Annotated in this window: 17 protein-coding genes and 1 pseudogene; all 18 read left to right on the plus strand. The window is 29.7% G+C overall.

All coding sequences use genetic code 11. The features are described from left to right. The coding region (locus tag Q1K13_RS01060) for an IreB family regulatory phosphoprotein (protein ID WP_300346964.1) at positions 1-114 on the plus strand (114 nt) is incomplete at its 5' end. 47 nt (positions 115-161) lie between these two features. After that, on the plus strand, positions 162-575 hold the full coding sequence (gene ruvX / locus Q1K13_RS01065) for a Holliday junction resolvase RuvX (RefSeq protein ID WP_300346918.1): 414 nt from the start codon (positions 162-164) through the stop codon (positions 573-575). Between the two features lie 13 nt (positions 576-588). Next, positions 589-843 carry a DUF1292 domain-containing protein gene (locus tag Q1K13_RS01070; RefSeq protein ID WP_300346921.1) on the plus strand — a complete coding sequence of 85 codons (255 nt, stop codon included), beginning with the start codon at positions 589-591 and terminating at the stop codon, positions 841-843. Between the two features lie 20 nt (positions 844-863). Then, positions 864-1316, plus strand: a complete 453-nt coding sequence (locus Q1K13_RS01075) for a Fur family transcriptional regulator (protein WP_300346923.1) — start codon at positions 864-866, stop codon at positions 1314-1316. A 70-nt stretch (positions 1317-1386) separates the two neighbouring features. Beyond that, positions 1387-3054 (plus strand): ribonuclease J, encoded by a 1668-nt coding sequence (locus tag Q1K13_RS01080; RefSeq protein ID WP_300346926.1) that lies wholly within the window; start codon positions 1387-1389, stop codon positions 3052-3054. A gap of 152 nt (positions 3055-3206) precedes the next feature. Next, the gene (gene typA, locus Q1K13_RS01085; RefSeq protein ID WP_300346929.1) at positions 3207-5033 is read left to right on the plus strand and encodes a translational GTPase TypA; all 1827 of its coding nucleotides are present in this window, start codon (positions 3207-3209) and stop codon (positions 5031-5033) included. Positions 5034-5165: 132 nt separating this feature from the next. Further along, complete coding sequence (gene mltG, locus Q1K13_RS01090) at positions 5166-6194, plus strand: endolytic transglycosylase MltG (RefSeq protein ID WP_300346932.1); 1029 nt, start codon at positions 5166-5168, stop codon at positions 6192-6194. A gap of 15 nt (positions 6195-6209) precedes the next feature. Beyond that, positions 6210-6854 (plus strand): O-methyltransferase, encoded by a 645-nt coding sequence (locus tag Q1K13_RS01095; protein ID WP_300346935.1) that lies wholly within the window; start codon positions 6210-6212, stop codon positions 6852-6854. Between the two features lie 5 nt (positions 6855-6859). After that, the gene (locus Q1K13_RS01100) at positions 6860-8089 is read left to right on the plus strand and encodes a peptidase U32 family protein (protein WP_300346938.1); all 1230 of its coding nucleotides are present in this window, start codon (positions 6860-6862) and stop codon (positions 8087-8089) included. After that, positions 8089-8715 (plus strand): uridine kinase, encoded by a 627-nt coding sequence (udk, locus tag Q1K13_RS01105; RefSeq protein ID WP_300346941.1) that lies wholly within the window; start codon positions 8089-8091, stop codon positions 8713-8715. Before Q1K13_RS01100 ends, udk begins: the two co-directional genes overlap by 1 nt. A gap of 124 nt (positions 8716-8839) precedes the next feature. Then, complete coding sequence (locus tag Q1K13_RS01110; protein ID WP_300346944.1) at positions 8840-10546, plus strand: penicillin-binding transpeptidase domain-containing protein; 1707 nt, start codon at positions 8840-8842, stop codon at positions 10544-10546. A 165-nt stretch (positions 10547-10711) separates the two neighbouring features. Then, positions 10712-11413, plus strand: a complete 702-nt coding sequence (sigK, locus tag Q1K13_RS01115) for an RNA polymerase sporulation sigma factor SigK (RefSeq protein WP_300346947.1) — start codon at positions 10712-10714, stop codon at positions 11411-11413. Positions 11414-11592: 179 nt separating this feature from the next. Next, positions 11593-12645 (plus strand): type IV pilus twitching motility protein PilT, encoded by a 1053-nt coding sequence (locus Q1K13_RS01120; protein ID WP_300346950.1) that lies wholly within the window; start codon positions 11593-11595, stop codon positions 12643-12645. A gap of 75 nt (positions 12646-12720) precedes the next feature. Further along, positions 12721-13959 carry a cell division FtsA domain-containing protein gene (locus Q1K13_RS01125; protein WP_300346953.1) on the plus strand — a complete coding sequence of 413 codons (1239 nt, stop codon included), beginning with the start codon at positions 12721-12723 and terminating at the stop codon, positions 13957-13959. 13 nt (positions 13960-13972) lie between these two features. Beyond that, positions 13973-15115, plus strand: coding sequence for a cell division protein FtsZ (gene ftsZ / locus Q1K13_RS01130; protein WP_300346956.1), 1143 nt, complete (start codon positions 13973-13975; stop codon positions 15113-15115). A gap of 302 nt (positions 15116-15417) precedes the next feature. Continuing rightward, a complete protein-coding gene (gene spoIIGA / locus Q1K13_RS01135; RefSeq protein ID WP_300346959.1) occupies positions 15418-16224 on the plus strand; it encodes a sigma-E processing peptidase SpoIIGA in 807 nt (268 codons plus the stop codon). Between the two features lie 13 nt (positions 16225-16237). Then, positions 16238-16945, plus strand: a complete 708-nt coding sequence (gene sigE, locus Q1K13_RS01140) for an RNA polymerase sporulation sigma factor SigE (protein ID WP_300346961.1) — start codon at positions 16238-16240, stop codon at positions 16943-16945. A gap of 74 nt (positions 16946-17019) precedes the next feature. After that, a pseudogene (locus tag Q1K13_RS01145) lies at positions 17020-17100 on the plus strand (RNA polymerase sigma-G factor); the annotation flags it as partial.

The following is a 17100-nucleotide window of genomic DNA, read 5'->3' on the forward strand; positions in this document are numbered from 1 at the left end:
TCAGGTGACCCTACTTACATCACTAATTACAACGGGGCAAGAGCTTTAGTAAGGAAACTGGAAAGAGATGAAATACTTGAAGAAGTTATAAAATCTTATCTAGAGATAAAATAACAAAGAGTGCCCGTTAGGGTGCTCTTTCGTTTATATAAGGAGATTCAATGAGAATTTTAGGATTAGATATCGGAAGTAAGACAATAGGTGTTGCAGTAAGTGATCCACTAGGATGGACAGCGCAGGGGGTAACAACAATTAAAAGAGACTGCTATACTAAAGATGTTGAAGCAGTTATGAAAATATGCAAGGAATATAATGTTGAAACTATAGTTGCAGGTATGCCTAAAAACATGAATGGAACAATAGGTCCATCAGGAGAAATGGTTAAGGGATTATGTGAACAAATAGCTAAATCTTTTGATGGAAAAATAGAGTTTTGGGATGAAAGACTTACAACAGTAGCAGCACATAGAGCTATGCTTGAGGCGGATTTATCAAGAGCAAAAAGAAAGAAAATAGTTGATAAAATAGCGGCTACTTATATATTACAAGGATACTTAGATAGAATATCAAAGTAAAAGGAGAAAAAATATGAATAATGATTTACAACCAATAGTTTTAGTTGATGAAGAAGGAATAGAAACAACATTCAATGTAGTAACAAAATTAGATATAGAAGAGAAAGAATATTTCTTATTATCACCAGAAAATGAAGAAGATGTAGTTATAGCAATGCAAGTTGTTCAAGATGAAGGTGGAGAAGAAACTTTAGCTCCAGTTGAGAATGACTTTGAAATTGAAATGATAGAAGAAGCTTATGCAACTTTATTCGCAGAAGAAGAATAACGGTAAAGTGAGGTTTTAATATGGCAAATATAGCTTCAGTAGATTTTGATGCTTTAAAAGAGGATTTGAAAAAAAAAGGATATAAATTAACTCCTCAAAGAAGAGCAATAGTTGATACTATAATACAAAATGAGGGTAAGCACTTAACAGCTGAGGAAATTTATGACGAGGTTAAAAGGAATTGTCCAGAAATAGGATTAGCTACTGTATATAGAACAATAATTCTTTTAGAAGAGATGGGTGTAATCTATAAATTAGATTTAGAAGATGGATGTAGTAGATATGAGCTTGCTCATGATGATGAAGAACATAGACACCACCATTTAGTTTGTAATAAATGCGGAAAAGTTTTTGAGGTTGAAGCAGATTTATTGGATGAACTAGAAGAAGAAATTGAAACTAAGTACGGATTTGAAATATTAGATCATACAGTTAAATTTTTCGGAATATGTAGGAATTGTAAAAATGAATAGAGAAATTTTCTCCAAGGAGGAAACCTCTTTTATACATAAGCGTAATATAACAAAAAAGAGGAGGGAAAATATGAAGCGTGAGAAACTAAAGGTTAAAATTATACCTTTAGGTGGGTTAAACGAGATAGGTAAAAACCTAACAGTTATCGAGTTCAAAGACGATATAATCATAGTTGATTGTGGTCTTAAGTTCCCAGATGAAGATATGTTTGGTATAGATATAGTTATTCCAGATGTGTCATATTTAATAAAGAACGCTGAGAAAGTTAGAGGAATATTCTTAACTCATGGACATGAGGACCATATAGGTGCTTTACCATATGTTTTAAAGAATTTAAATGTGCCTGTTTACGGAACAAAACTTACTTTAGGTATAGTTGAAACTAAATTAAAAGAACATGGCTTATTAAGTACAACTGAGCTTATTAGAGTTAAGCCAAGAGATATCATTAAATTAAAGTCATCATCAGTTGAGTTTGTAAAAACTAATCATAGTATAGCTGACTCAGTTGCAATAGCTGTGCATACACCATTAGGTGTTATACTTCATACTGGTGATTTCAAAGTAGACTATACTCCAACTGATGGAGAAGTAATGGATTTTGCAAGATTTGCAGAACTAGGAAGAAAAGGAGTTCTTGCATTGATGGCTGATTCTACAAATGTAGAGAGAACAGGATATACAATGTCAGAAAGAGCTGTAGGAGAAAATCTTAAAAAAATATTTACAGGGGCAAAAGGAAGAATAATCATAGCAACATTTGCTTCAAACATACACAGAATACAGCAAATCGTAGAAGCTGCACAAATGACAGGCAGAAAGATTGCTGTGTCAGGAAGAAGTATGGAAAATATAGTTCAAGTTGCTATAGAACTTGGTTATTTAACAATAGACAAGGATTCTTTTGTTAGCATAGATGCTATAAATAAGTATCCAAGTGAACAAGTAACAATAATAACTACAGGAAGTCAAGGAGAGCCAATGTCAGCCTTAGCTAGAATGGCATCCTCAGAGCATAAAAAAGTTAATATCATTGAAGGGGATACTGTAATATTATCTGCTACTCCAATACCTGGAAATGAGAAATTAGTTTCTAAGGTTATTAATCAGCTTTTCAAAAAAGGAGCAGATGTTATATATGGTAAATTAGCAGATGTCCATGTTTCAGGTCATGCTTGTCAAGAAGAGTTGAAACTTATGCAAGCACTTGTTAAGCCAAAATTCTTTATACCTGTTCATGGAGAATATAGACATCTTAAACAACACGCAGAACTTGCTGTTGATGTAGGACTATCAGATAAGAATTTTATGATAGCTGAAAATGGAGATGTTATAGAAATCACTAGAGATTCAATTAAGAAAAATGGATCTGTAACTTCAGGACAAATCTTTGTAGATGGTCTTGGTGTGGGTGATGTAGGAAATATAGTTCTAAGAGATAGAAAGCATCTTTCACAGGATGGAATACTTACAGTAGTTGTTACTATTTCTAAAGAAACTGCATCTGTTGTAGCAGGGCCTGATATTATATCAAGAGGTTTTGTTTACGTGAGAGAGTCTGAGGACTTGATGGATGAAGCTAAGCAAATAGTAAAAGATGTTTTAAGAGAGTGTGAGAAAAAAGGAATTTGTGATTGGGCGACTATGAAATCTAATATAAGAGATGGACTTAGAAGTTTCCTTTATGAAAAAACAAAGAGAAAGCCAATGATATTACCAATAATAATGGAAATATAAATTTTTTATATAGAATGTATAATGTAACTGTTTAAGTAAAAAATGTTTTATTGACTTTTTGCAAGCTTAACAGTAGAATCTAATAAGGTAAAGAAAATTGGGTACTTCAAAAGTATCCAATTTTTTATGCACATAAAATTGGAGGAATAATAATGAGTAACGAATTTGTAAGAGATGATATTAGAAATATAGCAATAATAGCCCACGTTGACCATGGTAAAACTACTTTAGTTGATGCGCTATTAAGACAAAGTAACGTTTTTAGAACAAACGAAAAGGTTGAAGAAAGAGTAATGGACTCAAATGATTTAGAGAAAGAAAGAGGAATTACAATTCTTTCAAAAAATACTGCGGTTCATTATAACGGAGTTAAAATAAATATTATAGATACACCAGGACACGCTGATTTCGGTGGAGAAGTTGAACGTGTACTTAAAATGGTTGAGAGTGTTTTACTTGTAGTAGACTCATATGAAGGAGCTATGCCACAGACTAAGTTCGTTTTAAGAAAAGCTCTTGAGTTAGGATTAAAACCAATAGTTGTTATAAACAAGATTGATAAGCCAGATGCTAGACCAGAAGAAGTTATAGACGAAATATTTGAACTATTCTTAGAATTAGGAGCTGACGATGAGCAATTAGATTTCCCAATAGTTTATGCTTCAGCAAGAGATGGAGTAGCTACTATTGACATAGATGAGCCAAAGGATAACATGAAAGATTTATTCGATACTATAATCGAAAAGGTTGAAGCACCAAAAGGATCTTTAGAGGAAAGTTTACAAATGCTTGTTACAACTTTAGATTCAAGTGAATATGTTGGTAAAATAGCTATAGGTAAAATAACAAGAGGAATAGCTAAGAAAAATCAACAAGCTGCTGTTGTAAGACAAGATGGAACAGTAACTAAGTTCAAAATTTCAAGTCTCTACACTCATGATGGATTAAAGAGAGTGGAAGTTGAAGAAGCTCAATTAGGAGATATAGTTGCAATAAGTGGTATATCAGATATAAATATTGGAGAAACTATAACTGATGCACAAAATCCAGAAGGATTACCATTTGTTAAAATAGACGAGCCTACATTAAACATGAACTTCATGGTTAATGATTCACCATTTGCTGGTAAAGAAGGAGATTTCGTAACTTCAAGACACTTAAGAGATAGATTATTAAAAGAGTTAGAAACTAACGTAAGTTTAAAAGTTAATGAGTTAACTCCAGATTGCTTTGAAGTAAGTGGTAGAGGAGAATTACATCTTTCAATACTTATAGAAACTATGAGAAGAGAAGGATATGAGTTCCAAGTTTCAAAACCAAATGTTATAACTAAAATTGATGAAAATGGTGTTAAGGTCGAGCCAATTGAGCATTTAACAATTGATGTTCCAGAAGAATTCATGGGACCTGTTATGGAAAAATTAGGACCAAGAAAAGCTGAAATGGTAAATATGACATCAGCAGTTAATGGATATTCAAGATTAGAGTTTAGAATACCTGCAAGAGGACTTATAGGATTCAGAAATGAATTTATGACTGATACTAAAGGTAACGGAATAATGAACCATGTATTTGATGGCTTTGAGAAATACAAAGGTGAGATTCCAGGAAGAAGTAGAGGATCAATCGTAGTATTTGAATCAGGAGAAGCTGTTACATATGGATTATTCAATGCTCAAGAAAGAGGAACTTTATTCATAGAACCTGGTACAGAAGTATATGCTGGTATGGTTTGTGGAGAATGTTCAAGAGCTGAGGATATAGATGTTAACATATGTAAGAAAAAACAATTAACAAACACAAGATCATCAGGTGCTGACGATGCATTAAAATTAACTCCAGTAAGACAAATGTCATTAGAACAATGTTTAGAATTCATAAATAATGATGAGTTAGTTGAAGTTACTCCTGTAAATGTAAGAATGAGAAAAAGAATCTTAGATAGTGCAGAGAGAAAAAGAGCAAGAAATAGAAAATAATTATAAGAATTTATAAATTTAATTGGATTGGGATAAAATTTAATAAAATAAGTTTGTTTTTGAGAAAAAAAGTTTTATAATTAGATAAATGGCTTACGGGCCATTTATCTTTAAATATTAGGGGGTACTACTGTGAAGAAGCTAAAAGGCTCTAAAGGTATGGTAATAATAGCCATATTTTTAATTTTACTTGTGATTAACTTAGCTGTATTTGTAGTAAAATATAACTCGATAAAAAATAAACCGCTTGAATCTAATAAAGAAAACATAACGTTTAAGGTTAAAAATGGTGAATCCTTAAATGGTCTTTTTGGAAGATTAAATAACGAAAATCTTTTAAGAAGTTCTTTCTTTTCAAAAATTTATGTTAAATTAAATTCAGTAGAAGGAAGTATAAAACCAGGTACATATAATGTTTCAAGTGATATAAGCTTTCCTGATTTTATTGATATGTTGACTAAGGGAAAAATGTCAGAAGTTAAGGTGACATTCCCAGAAGGATATACAGTTGAAGATATAGCCGATAAATTGGGTGAAAGTGGAGTGTGTACTAAAGATGAGTTTATAAAAGCAGTAAAAGAATATCCTTTACCATCATTTATTAAGCCAAATAGTGAAAGAAGATATGAATTAGAAGGTTTCTTATTCCCAGATACATATTCTTTCCCTAAAGGAACAACACCAAATCAGATAGTTGGTATGATGCTTGATAGATTTGAAATGGTTATGAAGGATATACAGAGTAAATTAGGTATTAAAATTCCAAATGAAGAGTATGAAAAATATGTAACTATAGCTTCTATGATTGAAAAAGAAGCTAGAGATAATAGTGAGCGTGCAGATATTTCTTCTGTTATATATAATAGATTAGAAAAGGGCATGCCAATGCAAATTGATGCAACTGTTTTATATGCTTTAGGAAAACATAAAGATGTGGTTCTTTATAAAGATTTAAAGGTGGACTCACCATATAATACATATAAAATTAAAGGGCTTCCAGTTGGACCTATATGTAATCCAGGAAAACCGTCATTAGTAGCAGCTATAAAACCTGCTAAGACAGACTACATATATTATTTATTAAATCCTAAGAATAGTAAGCATTATTTTACTAATAGTTATGAAAATTTTTCAGAGAAGAAGAAAAAGTTTGGATACTAAAGTTTGGAGGATTAAATGAGTGGAGTAACCTTTGACTATATGGAAACTTATCTTAGAGGATTGATTCCAGATAGAAATGATGAATTAAAAGAGTTAGAAGACTTTGCAAAGGAAAATAAGGTGCCTATAATACAAAAAGAGGGTGCTAAGTTTCTTGAATTTATGGTAGCCATGAATAAGCCGAAGAAAATTTTAGAACTTGGAACAGCTATAGGATATTCTTCAATACTTATGAATAAGGCTACAAATGGTGAGTGTCATATTACTACAATTGAGAGAGATGAGAATATGATAAAATATGCCACAGAAAACATAAAAAGATTTGGTTATGATGATAAAATCAAGATTTTACAGGGAGAGTGCCTAGAGGTATTAGAAAGTCTTGATGAAGAATTTGATATGATATTCATGGATGCAGGAAAAGGACATTATAATCATTTTTTACCAGAATGTTTAAGACTTCTTAAACAGGATGGAATTATAATAGCAGATAATGTTTTGTTTAGAGGAATGGTTGCTTCTGATGACTTAGTAAAGAGAAGAAAAATAACTATTGTTAAGAGAATGAGAAAGTATTTAGATATGGTCTCAAAGGATGAAAATTTAATAACAACTGTTATTCCTATGGGAGATGGAATTGCGTTAACTAAGAGGAGGTAGCAAACATGAGAAAACCAGAAATACTAGCACCAGCAGGTAATTTAGAAAAATTAAAAACAGCAATAGATTTTGGAGCAGATGCAGTTTATATTGGAGGAAGTAAACTTAATTTAAGAGCTTTCGCTGATAATTTTACTAACGAGCAGATAGCTGAGGGAGTAAAATATGCACATGATAGAGGAAAATATGTTTATGTTACTATGAATGTGTTTCCACATAATTCAGATTTAGAAGGATTAGAAGAATATATAATTGGATTAAATGAATTAAATGTTGATGCAATTATAGTATCAGATCCATCAATTATAATGACTGCAAAAGAAGTTGCACCAGATTTAGAAATACATTTAAGTACACAAGCTAATAATGTAAACTGGAAATCAGCTAAATTTTGGCATAGTATGGGAGTTAAGAGAATAGTTTTAGCAAGAGAACTTAGCTTTAATGAAATTGAAAAAATTCATGATAACCTACCAGAAGATTGTGACTTAGAAGCATTCGTACATGGTTCTATGTGTATGGCTTATTCAGGAAGATGTTTGATTTCAAACTATATGACAGGAAGAGATTCAAATAGAGGGGCTTGTTCACAAGCATGTAGATATAAGTACTATTTAATGGAAGAGAAAAGACCAGGAGAGTATTTCCAAGTTATAGAGGATGATAAGGGTACATACATAATGAATTCAAAGGATTTATGTATGATAGAATATATTCCAGAACTTGTTAAGAGTGGTATATACTCATTCAAGATAGAAGGAAGAATGAAGAGTCCATATTATGTTGCAGCTATTGTCAAAGCTTATAGAGAAGCTTTAGATAAGTATTGGGAAAATCCAGAAGAATACAAATTTGATCAAAAATTAATGGATAACTTATTAAAAGTTAGTCATAGAAGATATCACACAGGATTTTACTTTGGAAAATCAGGAGAGCAAGTTTATGAATCATCATCATATATAAGAGATTATGATATTGTAGGAGTTGTTAGAGATTACAACGAAGAGACTAAAGTTGCAACAATAGAGCAAAGAAATAGATTATTTGAAGGGGACAAAGTAGAAGTTTTATCACCAGTTGGAGACTACTATGAAATCCAGATGAATGATATGAAAAATGAAAATGATGAAAAAATAGATGTTGCTAACAGAGCTCAAATGATATTTAAGGTTAAAATTGATAGACCTGTTAAGATAAATGATATGTTAATTAAGTGCAAGGAGGCAAACAGCTAATGAAGAGACCAATTTTTATAGGAATAACAGGAGGAACTGCATCAGGTAAAACTACAATAGCAAAGGAAATATACAGACAATTTGGCGAAGAGTGTATTGCTATGATAGAGCAGGATTCATATTACAAGGATCAAAGTCATTTATCAATGGAGGAGAGAGTTAAAACTAACTATGATCATCCAAATGCTTTTGATAATGACCTTTTAGTTGCTCATTTAGAAGCACTTTTAAATGGAGAGTCTATAGAAAAACCTAGATATGATTTTTCAATACATAATAGAGTTGAAGAAACAACTAAAGTTTGTGCTAAAGAGATTGTTATTGTAGAAGGAATATTAGTACTAGAAGACCCAAGAATAAGAGAACTTCTAGATATAAAAATTTACGTTGATACAGATGATGATGTTAGAATCATAAGAAGAATGGTCAGAGATATAAATGAAAGAGGAAGAACTATAGAGTCTGTTATAAAGCAGTACTTAAATGTAGTTAAGCCTATGCATAACAAATTTACAGAGCCTACAAAAAAATATGCAGATATAATAATTCCAGCAGGTGGTCAAAATAAAGTTGCTATAGATATTATAGTTGCAAAAATTAAAGAGGTTTTAGGACAATACCAATAATATATTAGTTGTATGACCTTTAAATTAAAATGTTTTATTGTTTTTGAATTAAGTAAACTAATAAGATATCTATGAATAAAATACCCCTTACTTGGTTAGAATTTAGCCAAGGAGGGGTATTTTTATGTTTAATAGAAAGAAAAAAATTCAGATTAAAAATAGATTGACTGGACTAGTATCAACAATATTATTAATTTTACTAATACTTAATTTTAGATTATACTATGTTCAAAAAAAGTATAGTACAAGAGAGATAGGGGGAGTTAAGGGCAATCATAAGCAATATGAAAAGGTGAGTGAAAATAATTATTTGCTTTTAGATAGAAATGGAATTAATTTGTTTGATTATGATATAAAATATAATGTTGTATTTGATTCTATGGCCTTTAGGCTAAATAATTTAAATAATAATATGCACAATATTATTACTTTAAATTATATTATGCAATCTGAAGATAAAACCTTTAATCTTGACTCTATAGTTAAAAGTAGAGGGAAAATTTATTATGAAGTATCAGAAAAAGTATTTAAAGAGATAGAATCATTAAATGGTATAAAAGGAGTTTATACCTATAAATCACAGGAAAAAAAAGATAATTATACTGGAAAGATAGAAAATATAATTTCAAGTGATAAGAAATCACAAGATAAAAAAAATGATGAAGGTAAAGTTGAAACTATTAATGTTGATAAAGAAAAGGATTCTCTAGAGGTTTTGATTAGGAATGAGTTAATAGAAAATAAAAACCCAAAAATTAAATTCGAGAGAAATCACGAAGGGGTTTATGAAGAAGGGGAATATGTTGATTATGAAAAAAATTTGAATGTAAGATTAACACTTGATAAGAATTTACAAAATATTGTTAGAGAAGTTTTAGGAAGAGAAGATTATAAAAGCTTTGATAATATAGGAGTAGTTTTGGTTGATAGTTTAAGTGGAGAGGTACTTTCTTTAGCGCAGAAAAATGAATGGGAAAAGAATATAGTTTTAGGAGAAGGAGAAAAGGGTTATGAACCTGGATCTATATTTAAAATTTTAACTTTAGAATTAGCAATGGAAAAGAAAAACATAAATCTTTCAGATGAGTTTACATGTACATCAAAGATATGTAAACCAGAAAAAACTCATGGAACATTAAGTGTTAGAAAGGCTTTTGAGCTTTCTTGTAATGATATTTTTTATGAAATAGTAAATGGAATTAGTGAAAAAGAATTCATTGAATTTGCTAGAAATCAAGGGGTATTTTCTAGCGTTTTAGGGATTGATAGTGATTCGGAAGGAAGTGGATTTGTTAATATTGAAGGAGAAAATACTAAAAAAGACAAAGGAAAAAATAAACTGGACAACTATGCTAAGTTAATAAATTTAGCTATAGGACAGTCTATGCAAACTAATTTGATGCAGATGGCAGGAATTATATCTCCAGTTGTAAATGGTGGAGAATATGTTAAACCATCAATATTAAAAGGGTTTGAAAATCAAGAAGGTATTATGGTAAAAAAACTTAAAGATGTTAGAAAGGAAGTTATATCTAAAGAAACAGCAAATGAAGTAAAAAGTGCTATGATATCAACTGTAGAAAAAGGGACTTCAATGATAACAAAATTAGATGGAGTTGAAATTGGAGCTAAAACTGGTACTGCAGAGGCTTCAAGAGATGAATTGCATGGGTGGTTTTTAGGATATTTTAAATATAAGGATAGGTATTACACTTTAGGTGTAATGGTTCCTAATATAAAAAGGCTTGATAGAGGAGGAGTTAAGCCGGCTGGAGGTAATACTGCAGGTCCGATTTTTAGAGATATAGTCTTAGAGATTACTAAAAATTAGTATGAATGTAATTAGAAAACTATGTAAATCTGAAGTGAAAAACAAAAAAATATTTAATTTGGCGTGATATAAAAATAAATAAAGTCAAAATAAATATCTTTAAGTGGAAAGATTTTAACTTCTAATTCATATTATAATAATAAGCATTATTAGGGGGAACATCAATTGTTCATGTTAGAATATTTATTAGAATTAGTTGGTAGTAAAATTTTTTTAACTGGATATGTTACTGGTAATTCAACTTTTCCAAAACCTTTAAAAGAAGAGGAAGAGAAAATGTATCTTGAGAGACTAAAGGTTGGAGATTTTGAGGCTAAAAAAATATTAGTGGAACGAAATTTAAGGTTAGTAGCCCATATAGTTAAGAAATATTCTTCTAATTATCAAAATTCAAAGGAAGTTGACGATTTAATATCAATAGGCACAATAGGACTTATAAAGGCTATTGATTCTTTTGATACAAGTAAAGGTATTCGGCTTGCAACATATGCAGCAAAATGTATAGATAATGAAATATTAATGTTATTTAGAAATAATAAGAAGACTAAAGGAGAAGTGTTCCTTCAAGATCCAATAGGGGTGGATAAAGAGGGAAATGAAATTTGTCTAATAGATATTTTAAGTAGTGAATCTGATTCAGTATTAGAAACTGTTGAGAGTTCTTTACAAGTTAAAGCTCTTTATAAAAAAATGTCTGATGTATTAAGTGATAGAGAAAAAGAAATTATACAGATGAGATATGGACTTTTAGATGGGGATGTGAAAACACAAAGAGAAATAGCTGGAATTTTAGGAATATCAAGGTCTTATGTTTCTAGAATTGAAAAAAAAGCTTTAAAAAAATTGAATAAAGAATTTAAATATTAAGTTTTATTTAAATATTTTAAGTAAATCAAAATAAGTTTTATAAAATTATGGAATTGATATATCATATAGTTTATAATAGTTACTATACGATAAAAAGATGGATTATTTACAAACAATTTGTTCATTTAAACCTTTAATGAACAAATTGTTTATTAAAAATGGTTTAGTAGGAGGATATTATGCAAAGTTTGAAAGAACTTTTAGAATTGACAGTTAAAGAAGGAGCATCTGACTTGCATTTAACAGTAGGTATTTCTCCTATAATAAAAGTTAATGGAAAGCTAATAAGATTAGATGAAGAAGTATTACGCCCTGAAGATACAGAGGCTTATGCTAGAGAAATACTAAAAGATTCATATGAAAAATATGATGAAATAGGAGAATATGATACATCATATTCATTGCATGGAAAAGGTAGATTTAGAGTTAATATATATAAACAAAGAAATAGTACTGCCTTGGCTATAAGAGTTATTTCTTTGAATATGCCTACTTTAGAAAGTTTAGGATACCCTGAAATATTAAAAGATGCATGTAAATTAAATAGAGGTTTGGTTCTTGTTACTGGACCTACAGGAAGTGGAAAGAGTACTACGCTAGCTGCTTTAATTAATGAAATAAATAATAGTAGAGAAGCACATATTATAACCATAGAAGATCCTATAGAGTTTCTCCATAAACATAATAAATCTATCGTTAATCAAAGAGAAATAGGAAAAGATACATTAAGTTATGAGAGAGCTTTAAAGGCTGCATTAAGAGAAGATCCAGATGTTATACTTATTGGAGAAATGAGAGATTTAGAAACTATCTCTACAGCTATAACAGCCGCAGAAACTGGTCATTTAGTTTTTTCAACATTGCATACAATAGGTGCTGCAAAAACTATTGATAGAATAGTGGATGTATTTCCTCCGCATCAGCAAGAGCAGATAAAAATACAGTTATCATCTGTAATACAAACAATAATTTCTCAACAATTAGTTGAGAATGTTGAAAGTGAAAGAATGGCAGCTTTAGAGATAATGGTTGCAACACCAGCTATAAGAAATCTTATAAGAGAAGGAAAAACACATCAAATAGAATCTTCAATACAAACAGGAAGTAAATATGGTATGAAAACTATGGATATGGAACTTGCTAATCTTTATAGACAAGGAATTATAAGTAGAGAAACTGCACTAAATTCAGCCATAGACCGTGAAATATTAGGTAGATTATTGATGTATTAAAGTTAAAGGGATTTTACTATATTAATAGAATATATAGATTATAAAGGTTTTAGATGGGAGGTACACATAAGAGAAATGGCTAAAAACATAGTTGGTTTAGAAATTGGGAATAGAAGCATTTGCGTTGCAATGTCTAGCGAGAATGAGGAAGCAGAATTTGAAATATTAGATTTTGTTGTAAAAGATGTAGAAGGTGTATCTAAGGGGAAAATAATAGACGAGGAGTCTGTCGTAAAAACAGTAAAAGAATGTTTGAAAGAATTAGAAGAAAAAACTGGATGTAATATTCAGGGTGTTTATATAAGCTTAAAAAATGAAGGGTGTAGAATAGTATCCAATAAAGGATATTCATATACAGATAATTATGATTCGCTAGTTTTTAAAGAGAATATTGAGGAAGCTTATATAGAAGGAAGAACTTTAAATCTTGAAGAAGAGGAATGTGTAGCAGATAGTGTTATTAATTCTTTTTATACAGAAGAGAGTGGGTTTATTGAAAATCCAATAGGAATGACAACTGAAAGAATTGAAATAGATGAAGATCTAATAGTTGCCTCTAAAGAAAAGATAAGTATTTTAAATAAAATAGTTTTAAATGCTGGTTATGAAGTGTGTGGAACTATAGGTTTAGGATATGGTTTTAAAAACATATTTTTAAGCGATAAGACAGAAAGTAAAAATATTGTAATTTTAGATGTAGGTGCTGAAGAAACTCAGATTTATAGTTATAAGGGTAATGTGTTGAAAGAAATTGAATATATTCCTCTAGGAGGACGAAATATTACTAAGGATTTAGCTATATGTTTGTCATTAACAGAAGAAGAAGCTGAAAGATTAAAATTGCAATATTCTTCAAAATATTATAGTATTAGAAAGGATTACAATAATATTTCCTTTGAGGAACACATATTAGATACTTATTTAATACACGATATTATAGATGCAAGATTAAGTGAAATGTTAGATATAATTAATAAAAAATTAGTTGAAAAAGACATTTTAAATACTACAGATATGATAATATTAACTGGTGATGGAATTAGCCAATATGAACATATTAAGGAAAGATTAGAGTATATAAATGATAAAAATGTAAAGATTTTTACTAAAAAACAATTTTTATTTGATAATTCTTCAATAATTAATACAATTAGTATTGTTAAAGAGGTATATGATAGGTTAAAATTAATATGTGATGAAGCGTTGCTTTCAGGGAAAAAAGTGATTGTTGATAAAGAAACTAAAAGTGAAAATAAAAGTGTAAAGAAGAGAGGGCTTTCCAAAATAATAGCATTCTTAGAGGAGCTTTTCTAAAGGAGGAATTGGTTTGTTAGATTTTGATGTAGATATACAATCATTTACTAATATTAAGGTAATTGGATGTGGAGGCGGAGGCGGAAACGCTGTTAATAGAATGATTCAAGAAGGATTAAGAGATGTTGAATTCATAGCTATAAATACAGATAAACAAGCCTTAACACTATCTCATGCCCAAAATAAGATACAAATAGGTGATAAACTTACTAAAGGATTAGGCGCAGGTGCTAATCCAGAGATAGGTAAAAAAGCTGCTGAAGAGAGCAGAGATGAGATAACAGAGGCTATTACAGGAGCTGACATGGTATTCATAACTGCTGGTATGGGTGGTGGAACTGGTACAGGTGCTGCGCCAGTAGTTGCTGAGATAGCAAAGTCAATGGGGATATTAACAGTAGGTATAGTAACTAAGCCTTTCCCATTTGAAGGAAGAAGAAGAATGACTCATGCTGAAATGGGTATAGCAAATTTAAAAGAAAAAGTAGATACATTAGTTACAATACCAAATGAAAGACTTTTATCAATGGTTGATAAGAAAACAACATTATTAGAGTCATTTAAAAAAGCTGATGATGTATTAAGACAAGGTGTACAAGGTATATCAGATCTTATAACTAATCCAGGATTAATAAACTTAGATTTTGCAGACGTTAGAGCTGTAATGTTAGATAAAGGTTTAGCTCATATGGGTGTTGGATATGGTAAAGGAGAAAGCAGAGCACAAGATGCTGCTAGAGAAGCTATATCATCTCCATTATTAGAAACATCAATAGTTGGAGCAACTGGTGTTTTATTAAACGTAACAGGTGACTCAGAATTAGGATTATTAGAAATCAATGAAGCGGCTGAAATTGTTCAGGAAGCTGCAGATCCAGATGCTAACATAATATTTGGTACTGTTATAGATGAAAACTTAAAAGATGAAATAAGAATAACAGTTATAGCTACAGGATTTGAAAAAGAACGTCAAAGAATGGGAATGCCTTCACAAAGTGCTTCAGTTTCAAGAGAACCTCAAATACAACAAGAAGTTGTTACAGAGAGAGTTCAAGAAACTACAGCTAATCAAGAGGCTGCACCAACTGTAGAAAAAGAAAGTAGATATAATGATGATTTAGAAATACCTATGTTCCTAAGAAGAGGAAGAAGATAATATTTTTAAACAAAAACACTTCTAGTATTAATTCTAGAAGTGTTTTTTATTTAAAAATAATGACTATATAAAAATTATTATTTAATAATGTGTTTTAAAATTAACAAAATTGTGAACTTATATTTAATTAGCAATTAATTTCAACAAAAACAAACATTAATAAAATAATTGTAATGTTTTTAATCAGTTATAAAGGTGAATTCTGTTGAAAAATGGTGGAAGAAAATAAGCATAAGGAATATATAATGACAAAATTTTAAAAGTATAAGTTTTATAATTATATATAAGGAGTTGAGCTTTTTATGACTGTATATGTAGATGTTGTCATATTGGAAAACTTTTTAATAAATTTTTTTCTACTTTATTTAACTTTACAAGCTTTAAAAGAAAGGATAGTTTATAAGAAAGTAATACTAGCAGCTTTTTTAGGTGCAATATATACTTTGTTAGTATTTATACCAAGTTTAACTAAACTAACCACATTGCCCTTTAAACTAATATTTTCTTTATTTATGATTTTTATAGTATATGAGAAAAGAGATTTTAAATCTATTTTTAAAGGTTTTACTTCATTTTTAGTAATAACATTTGCTTTTTGTGGAACTTGTTTTATGCTTGCTTTGGTAGAGAACAAATATGAATTTTCAGAAGACTTCATAATAAATAATTATTCAACTAAAGCAATATTATTCTCATTAATTATAAGTTATATACTTGTAAGTAGTGTTATGAAATATTTTAGTAATAGGGCAGTAATAAATAATTTTTTATATGATTTGGACATATATATTGATTCAGAAATAATAAGTTTAAGAGCTTTTTTAGATACAGGAAATGGACTTATAGAGCCTGTAACTTCATTACCTGTAATAATAGCAGAAAGAGAAAAGTTTAAAGCGATAAACATTAGAGGAAAAGATAAGTTTAAGATACCTTACAAAGTTGTTGATGGTAATTCAGGATACATGGATGGGATTAAACTTGACAATATTAAACTTTGTAATGATGGTGAACATGCAATGACAAGGGATGTTATTTTATGTTTTTGTGATAGTAAGCTAAGCAAAGAAGGGGAATATGAGGCATTATTGTCTAGAGGAATTATATAGGGGTGATTAAGTTATGTTAAATATAAAACTTTTACTTAATAAGTTGTTTGCTAAATTAGAAATTGGAGGAGAAGCAATTTACTATGTTGGTGGAAATGATATTCTTCCAGCTCCGCTTACAAAGGATGAAGAGGAAGAGCTTGTAAACAAATTAGGGGAAAATGATGAACAAATAAGGAGCATACTTATAGAAAGAAATTTAAGGTTGGTTGTTTATATTGCGAGAAAGTTTGAAAATACAGGTGTTGGAGTTGAAGATCTAATTTCAGTTGGAACCATTGGGCTTATAAAGGCTGTAAATACTTTTAATCCAGAGAAAAAGATAAAACTTGCAACTTATGCATCAAGATGTATAGAAAATGAAATATTAATGTATTTAAGAAGAAACAGTAAGGTCAAGGCTGAAATTTCTTTTTATGAACCTTTAAATATAGATTGGGATGGAAATGAATTATTATTATCAGATATATTAGGAACAGATGAGGATGTTGTATATAATTTGATTGAAGATGAAGTTGATAAAGAGCTTTTATTTACTGCAATGAAAAATCTTTCAAATAGAGAAAAAGAAATTGTTGAATTAAGATTTGGATTACATGGTTATAAGGAAAAAACACAGAAAGAAGTGGCAGATATGCTAGGGATATCACAGTCTTATATTTCAAGATTAGAGAAAAAAATAATAAAAAGATTAAAGAAAGAAATTAACAAAATGGTTTAATGGTATAAAATTAACCTCTAAAGGTAATAATTAAAATGCGGAAGGGAATTACTTCGAAGGGGTTGATTTCAATTATGATGATAAATAAAGTAGAGATATGTGGAGTCAATACAGCTAAATTACCAGTTTTAAAAGAAAAAGAAATGAAAGAATTA

It is taken from the genome of Clostridium sp., assembly GCF_029267215.1.
GTDB lineage: Bacteria > Bacillota > Clostridia > Clostridiales > Clostridiaceae > Sarcina.

What these genes read in the sequence shown, in the direction of transcription:
- udk (WP_300346941.1), top strand. Translation starts at nt 8,089, where the DNA reads ATGAAGAGACCAATTTTTATAGGAATAACAGGAGGAACTGCATCAGGT.
- typA (WP_300346929.1), top strand. Translation starts at nt 3,207, where the DNA reads ATGAGTAACGAATTTGTAAGAGATGATATTAGAAATATAGCAATAATA.
- Q1K13_RS01080 (WP_300346926.1), top strand. Translation starts at nt 1,387, where the DNA reads ATGAAGCGTGAGAAACTAAAGGTTAAAATTATACCTTTAGGTGGGTTA.
- ruvX (WP_300346918.1), top strand. Translation starts at nt 162, where the DNA reads ATGAGAATTTTAGGATTAGATATCGGAAGTAAGACAATAGGTGTTGCA.
- Q1K13_RS01120 (WP_300346950.1), top strand. Translation starts at nt 11,593, where the DNA reads ATGCAAAGTTTGAAAGAACTTTTAGAATTGACAGTTAAAGAAGGAGCA.
- Q1K13_RS01110 (WP_300346944.1), top strand. Translation starts at nt 8,840, where the DNA reads ATGTTTAATAGAAAGAAAAAAATTCAGATTAAAAATAGATTGACTGGA.
- Q1K13_RS01070 (WP_300346921.1), top strand. Translation starts at nt 589, where the DNA reads ATGAATAATGATTTACAACCAATAGTTTTAGTTGATGAAGAAGGAATA.
- Q1K13_RS01075 (WP_300346923.1), top strand. Translation starts at nt 864, where the DNA reads ATGGCAAATATAGCTTCAGTAGATTTTGATGCTTTAAAAGAGGATTTG.
- Q1K13_RS01095 (WP_300346935.1), top strand. Translation starts at nt 6,210, where the DNA reads ATGAGTGGAGTAACCTTTGACTATATGGAAACTTATCTTAGAGGATTG.
- Q1K13_RS01125 (WP_300346953.1), top strand. Translation starts at nt 12,721, where the DNA reads ATGGCTAAAAACATAGTTGGTTTAGAAATTGGGAATAGAAGCATTTGC.
- spoIIGA (WP_300346959.1), top strand. Translation starts at nt 15,418, where the DNA reads ATGACTGTATATGTAGATGTTGTCATATTGGAAAACTTTTTAATAAAT.
- sigE (WP_300346961.1), top strand. Translation starts at nt 16,238, where the DNA reads ATGTTAAATATAAAACTTTTACTTAATAAGTTGTTTGCTAAATTAGAA.
- Q1K13_RS01100 (WP_300346938.1), top strand. Translation starts at nt 6,860, where the DNA reads ATGAGAAAACCAGAAATACTAGCACCAGCAGGTAATTTAGAAAAATTA.